Genomic DNA, 6,385 nt, shown 5'->3' with positions numbered 1-6,385 from the left:
CCCTTCTTCGAGGAGTTCTTCGGCCGCGCGCAGCCGCGCGCGCAGTCTTCGCTCGGTTCCGGCGTGCTGGTTGATCCGAGCGGCGTGATCGTCACCAACTACCATGTCATCAAGGATGCCGACGAGGTGAAGGTCGCGACGGCCGACGGGCGCGAGTTCACATCCAAGGTGATGCTGAAGGACGAGACACTGGATCTTGCCGTGCTCAAAATCTCCGCCGACAAGCCGTTCCCGGTGATCGCCATCGGCGATTCCGACGCGCTCGAGGTCGGCGACCTGGTGCTCGCCATCGGCAATCCCTTCGGCGTCGGCCAGACGACCACCAGCGGGATCGTTTCGGCGCTTGCCCGCAGCCATATCGGCGTTTCCGACTCCGGCTATTTCATCCAGACCGATGCCGCCATCAATCCCGGCAATTCCGGCGGCGCGCTGATCAACATGGGCGGCCAGCTGGTCGGCATTAACACGGCTATCTATAGCCGCAGCGGCGGCTCGATCGGTATCGGTTTCGCCATTCCGTCGAACATGGTCAGGGCTTTCGCCGACGCCGCCAAAGCCGGCCTGGATTTCTTCGAGCGGCCCTATATCGGCGCCGAGTTTGAAGCCGTGACACCCCAGATCGCGGAATCGCTTGGCATGGAAAAGCCGACAGGCGCGCTGGTCTCGTCGGTCGATGGGGCCGGACCGGCCGGCAAGGCGGGGCTCAAGCCTGGCGACGTCGTGCTGTCGCTCAACAACACCCCGGTCGAAAGCATCGAGGCGCTGGATTTCCGCATGGCGACGCTGTCGATCGGCACCAAGGCGACCTTCGCCGTGCTGAGCAAGGGCCAGCAGGCAACGCTTGAGATTGCGCTGGAGCGCGCGCCCGAAGGCGCGAAGCCGAGCGAGGTGACGCTGCATGGCCGCAGCCCCTTCGCCGGGGCCAAGGTGGCAGAGCTGTCGCCGCGCCTTGCCCAGCGTCTCGGGCTGCGCACCGACATGAAGGGGGTCACCGTGGTCGACATCAACCGCGATTCACCGGCCGCCGATTTCGGCTTCCAACCGGGCGACATCGTGCGCGAAGTGAACGGCACGAGCATCGATAAGGCGGCGACGCTGGCACAGATTGCGCAGCAGGACACGCGGTGGTGGCGGTTTACCGTCGAGCGCGGTGGGCAGATACTGCGCCAGGTGTTGCGTTACTGAGCAGGCTCTGGAAAAGGGGCCGCGTTCCAACCAAATAAAAGTGCATGGCCGATCTGTTCAGCGTCGATGAACCGGAGAAGGCGCCGCCTGGCCGGCCGCTGGCTGACCGGTTGCGCCCGAAGACCCTTGGCGAGGTTGTCGGCCAGGAGCACTTGACCGGCCCGGATGGCGCGCTGACGCGGCTGATCAATTCCGGCACGCTCGGCTCGATGATCTTCTGGGGCCCGCCCGGCACCGGCAAGACGACGGTGGCGCGGTTGCTCGCCGGCGAAACCCACCTTGCCTTCGAGCAGATATCGGCGGTGTTTTCCGGCGTCGCCGACCTGAAGAAAGTGTTCGAGGCAGCAAAACTGCGCCGGACCAATGGCCGCCAGACGCTGCTCTTCGTCGACGAGATCCATCGCTTCAATCGTGCCCAGCAGGATGGTTTTTTGCCGGTCATGGAAGACGGCACGGTGGTGCTGGTCGGCGCCACGACGGAGAACCCATCCTTCGAGCTGAACGCGGCGCTTCTGTCCCGCGCGCGGGTGCTCGTCTTCCGCTCGCTGGACGAGGAGAGCATCGCCAAGCTGCTGGAGCGGGCCGAGGCGACCGAGGGCAGGGCGCTGCCGCTCGACGACGAGGCGCGGGCCATGCTGATCCGCATGAGCGATGGCGACGGTCGTGCCTCGCTGACGCTCGCCGAGGAGGTCTGGCGCGCCGCCAAGCCGGGCGAGGTGTTTGGGCCCGAAGGCCTGCAGCGCGTCATCCAGCGTCGCGCGCCGATCTACGACAAGGGCCAGGACGGCCATTACAACCTGATCTCGGCGCTGCATAAATCGGTGCGCGGCTCGGATCCGGACGCTGCGCTGTATTACCTCGCCCGCATGTTCGATGCCGGTGAGGATCCGCTCTATCTCGGCCGCCGGCTGGTGCGCATGGCGGTGGAAGATATCGGGCTTGCCGATCCGCAGGCCCTGGTCGTCGCCAATGCCGCAAAGGACGCCTACGATTATCTCGGCTCGCCCGAGGGCGAACTCGCCTTCGCCGAGGCCACCGTCTACCTCGCCACCGCGCCCAAGTCGAATGCCGTCTACACCGCCTTCAAGGCGGCGACACAAGCGGCCAAGGAATTCGGCTCGCTGCTGCCGCCCAAGCACATCCTCAACGCGCCGACCAAGCTGATGAAGGAAGAGGATTACGGCGCCGGCTACCGCTACGACCACGACGAGCCGGATGCCTTTTCCGGCCAGGACTATTTCCCGGAAAAGATGGGCCGCCGCACTTTCTACGATCCGCCCGAGCGCGGCTTCGAGCGCGAGGTCAAGAAGCGGTTGGAATACTGGGCAAAGCTGCGCAAAGAGCGGGAATAGCCGCTTCCGCGACTCGGCGGGCTCGGGTGCTTCGCGGCGAAGCTTCGTCGGCATGACAGCAAAGTCGAGATGCTGGCGCGATCGTGAGCGGGCAAACCTGTTCCAGATTGTGCCGCGTCATGAAAAATCCTATGAAGGCGCACGGCTGGCGGAGGTCGCCGTGATTTGGCTCATGCGAACAGGATCGCGCTCCCAAGCGAAAGACTATGACAAAGCAAACCCGTAAGACTCTTCGTCAGGCTGCTATCGCAGTCCCGCTTCTCGCGCTTGGCTTTTATTTTATCCCGATCCTGACCACGATCTGGATCGTCTGCGGTCTGATCGACGTGATGCGCAATGCAAACAAGGATCTGTCGTTGTTCCGCGGCTATTTCCTGGGCAACGGCATCTTCACCTGGCTGCTGTCGCCATTCAACCTTTTGGTCGACCTGCTTTGCTATCGGAACCCGGGCGTATGGAAGCTGGAGCAGTTCCCCGCAGACTATCAGCGCGAGGTCAACGAGGTTCTCGACGTCTTCAAGGCTCGCAAGGACGAGATCATCGCCGATATCGACGCCAATTTCGGCACCGGTCGGCGCGGCATGTATGTCTATCAGTGGTATGGCAAGCACAAGATCGACAACGTCGCGGAATTCAACAAGGACTTCAAATACATCAAGACCATCGCGGTCTCAGTCTTCAGAGGCAAGGAATCGACTTCCTGGCATTTCGGGCCGCTGCGGCTCAGCCTGCGCATCCTCTACAACCTGTTGCCGGTCAAGGCTGAGATTTTCGTCGAGTGCAACGGCGCCAGGAACTACTGGCACGACAACCCGCTTTACATTTTCGACGACACGCTGCTGCACCGTTCGGTGAACGAATATGACGGACGCCGCTACTGCGTGTTCATGGATATCATCCGTCCATCGCCATTCCCCGGCCTGATCGCCAACCTTCTCGCCATCGTCTCGGTCAGCGTCGAGCGCATCAATTCCATGTTCTACAAGAACTGGAAGATGATCGGCTCGTCCAAGGCCAAGAAGGCCGCCGCAAACTGAAGCGTCCGCGCCTGCGGCTCCGCAAAGCTCTTTGGCGCGATCTTTGTCCGTTGTTGGGTCTTTGGCTCGCAACCTCTTTGCCTTAGTGCTATGGCGCCGCTTTCAACCGGAAAAGCGTAACCATGGCAGGTGTCGAACAAATCACTGTGGAGGCCGGCGAAGCGGGCATGCGGCTCGACCGCTGGTTCAAGGTCCATTATCCGGGCCTCGGCTTCGGTCACCTGCAAAAGCTCTTGCGCTCGGGCCAGGTCCGCGTCGATGGCGGCCGCGTCAAGGCCGACACGCGCGTCGAGCCCGGGCAGACCGTGCGCATTCCGCCGCTCGAAGTCGACAAGAAGGGCGACGCCGCGCTCACTGGCCATTCGATCCGCAACCAGGGCGATGCCGATGTGCTGGCCAAGATGCTGCTGCACGAGGACCCGAAGGTCTTCGTCTTCAACAAGCCTGCCGGGCTTGCCGTGCAGGGCGGCTCCGGCGTCACGCGCAATGTCGACGACATGCTCGAGGCCTGGCGCAACCAGAAGGGCGAGAAGCCGCGCCTCGTCCATCGCCTCGACCGCGACACTTCCGGCGTGCTGGTCGTTGCCCGCACCCGCCTTGCCGCGATGAAGCTGTCGGAAGCGTTCCGGGCGCGCGAGACGAAGAAAACCTATTGGGCCTTGGTCAAGGGCGTGCCGCCGAAGCGCGAGGACAAGATCTCGACCTGGCTGGTCAAGGAGGCGACGCCGGACGGCGACCGCGTGCGCATCGCCAAGCATGGCGAGAAGGGCGCCGACCATGCCGTTTCCTATTACCGCGTGGTCGAGCAGGCGGCGCAGTCGCTGTCCTGGCTGGAAATGGAACCTTATACCGGCCGCACCCACCAGCTTCGCGTCCATGCCGCCCATATCGGCTGCCCGATCATCGGCGATCCCAAATATTTCGAGGCCGACACCAATTGGGAGTTTCCCGGCGGCATCCAGAACCGCCTTCATCTTCACGCGCGCCGCATCGTTATCCCGCATCCAGACCAGGGCGTCATCGATGTTACCGCGCCGATGCCGCCGCATATGCGCCAAAGCTGGAACTTGCTCGGCTTCGATGAGCAGAGCGCGGAGGACGACAATTGAGCGGTGCTGCCGATACATTCGGCCGACGCGACGCGGTCGACATGACCGCGGCCGCCATGATGGTCGGGCTGACATTGTCCTGGGGCCTGAACTACGTCGCCGCCAAGGTCTCCTATGCCGGCTACGATCCGGTCTTCGTATCGATCGCGCGCTCGATCATCGGCGGGCTGTGCGTTCTCGGCTGGTGCCGGTTGCGCGGCATCAAGCTGTTTGAAACGGATGGGACGCTCAGCGCCGGCATTGTCGTCGGCGTGCTCTTCGGCGTCGAGTTCCTGTTTCTCTATATCGGGCTGGAATACACGACCGTCGCTCGCAACACGCTGTTGGTCAACACCATGCCGTTCTGGGTCCTGATCGGCGGCCATTTTTTGCTCGGCGAGCGCATCAACGCGCGCAAGCTTGGGGGCCTCGTGCTTGCTTTCTGCGGGCTTCTGGCCGTGTTCTCAGACGGCATCTTCGCCGGCAATGACGCGACGCTGACGGGCGATCTGCTCAGTCTTGGCTCGGGCATCCTGTGGGCGTTGACCAGCATCGTCATCAAGCGATCGAAGCTGGTCGAGACCAGCGCCGAGAAGCTTCTGCTCTATCAACTCGCTGGCGCCGCCGTCGTCGGTGCCCTTGTGATGCCGTTCGCCGGCCCGCCGATCCGCGAAATCGCTGCATTGCCGACACTGGCATTGATGTTCCAGTCTTTCTATATCGTCGCTTTCACCTATGTTTTGTGGTTCTGGCTGCTCACGCGCTATCCGGCGGCGGGCCTGTCCAGCTTCGCCTTCCTGTCGCCGGTGTTCGGTGTTCTGTGCGGCGCCGTGCTTTTGGGCGAGCCGCTGACGATCAGGATCTTCCTGGCACTGGGCCTGATCGCGGCCGGGCTGATCATCGTCAATCGGCCGTCGCGCAAGCAGGTCCCAGCGTAAGGAGTTCGAGATGCGCGACATCCTCAACGACCTCGAAGCGGGAAAGCAGCTTTCAGATCCCGATCCGGTGCGCCGCGCCCAGATCCAGATGAAGACGCCGCTGCCGAAGCGCTTCTACAAGGCGGTTTCGGTAGTGCCGGTCGAAGGCGGTTTTGCCGTCCATCTGGACGGCAGGCCGGTCCGCACGCCGGGAAAGGCGCTGCTGGTGTTGCCGACTGAAGGAGCCGCGACGCTGGTTGCTGACGAATTTTCCGCCCAGCGCGAGATCATCGACCCTGTGACCATGCCGGTGATGCGCCTTGCCAACACGGCACTCGACGGTGTGGCCAGCGACCCGCAAGCGGTGCTGGAGGATGTCCTGCGCTTCGCTTCGTCGGACCTGCTTTGCTACCGAGCCGATGGCCCGCAGGGGCTGGTAGACCGTCAGAACAGGCTCTGGGATCCGGTTCTCGATTGGGCAAGAAGCAACCTCGGCGTGCGCTTCAACCTCGCCGAAGGTGTCATCCATGTCGAGCAGCCGCGCGAGACGATCGCCGTCCTTGGCGCTTATCTTGCCCAGCGCGCCGAGCCGCTGCGTCTGGCCGCGATCCACGTCATGACCTCGCTGACCGGCTCAGCGCTGCTGGCGCTTGCCGTCGACTTCGGCGAGCTCGACGGCGAGGAGGCCTGGGCCGCCGGCCATGTCGACGAAGACTGGCAGATCGAGCACTGGGGCCAGGATGCCGAAGCCGTCGCGCGCCGCTCCGCCCGCAAGCGCGACATGATGGCGGCAGTCAGCCTGCTTG

6 protein-coding genes are annotated in these 6,385 nt (G+C 63.5%); all 6 read left to right on the top strand.

The window, feature by feature from the left end; genetic code table 11:
- Positions 1 to 1,185 (top strand): Do family serine endopeptidase (locus EOA75_RS26795; RefSeq protein ID WP_127325576.1); only part of this gene is annotated, 1,185 nt, incomplete at its 5' end.
- Between the two features lie 44 nt (positions 1,186 to 1,229).
- Positions 1,230 to 2,537 carry a replication-associated recombination protein A gene (locus EOA75_RS26790; RefSeq protein ID WP_066989617.1) on the top strand — a complete coding sequence of 436 codons (1,308 nt, stop codon included), beginning with the start codon at positions 1,230 to 1,232 and terminating at the stop codon, positions 2,535 to 2,537.
- A 206-nt stretch (positions 2,538 to 2,743) separates the two neighbouring features.
- Positions 2,744 to 3,574 (top strand): aspartyl/asparaginyl beta-hydroxylase domain-containing protein, encoded by an 831-nt coding sequence (locus tag EOA75_RS26785; protein WP_095780448.1) that lies wholly within the window; start codon positions 2,744 to 2,746, stop codon positions 3,572 to 3,574.
- A gap of 122 nt (positions 3,575 to 3,696) precedes the next feature.
- Positions 3,697 to 4,683 (top strand): RluA family pseudouridine synthase, encoded by a 987-nt coding sequence (locus tag EOA75_RS26780; protein WP_095830132.1) that lies wholly within the window; start codon positions 3,697 to 3,699, stop codon positions 4,681 to 4,683.
- Positions 4,684 to 4,724: 41 nt separating this feature from the next.
- A complete protein-coding gene (locus EOA75_RS26775) occupies positions 4,725 to 5,600 on the top strand; it encodes a DMT family transporter (protein ID WP_164747577.1) in 876 nt (291 codons plus the stop codon).
- 10 nt (positions 5,601 to 5,610) lie between these two features.
- Positions 5,611 to 6,385 (top strand): ATP12 family chaperone protein (locus EOA75_RS26770; RefSeq protein WP_127325574.1); only part of this gene is annotated, 775 nt, incomplete at its 3' end.

It is taken from the genome of Mesorhizobium sp. M1A.F.Ca.IN.022.07.1.1 (genome assembly GCF_003997575.1).
Taxonomy (GTDB): Bacteria; Pseudomonadota; Alphaproteobacteria; order Rhizobiales; family Rhizobiaceae; genus Mesorhizobium.
The sequence above is the reverse complement of the archived record's forward strand: the minus strand, read 5'-3'. Positions and strand labels throughout refer to the sequence as shown.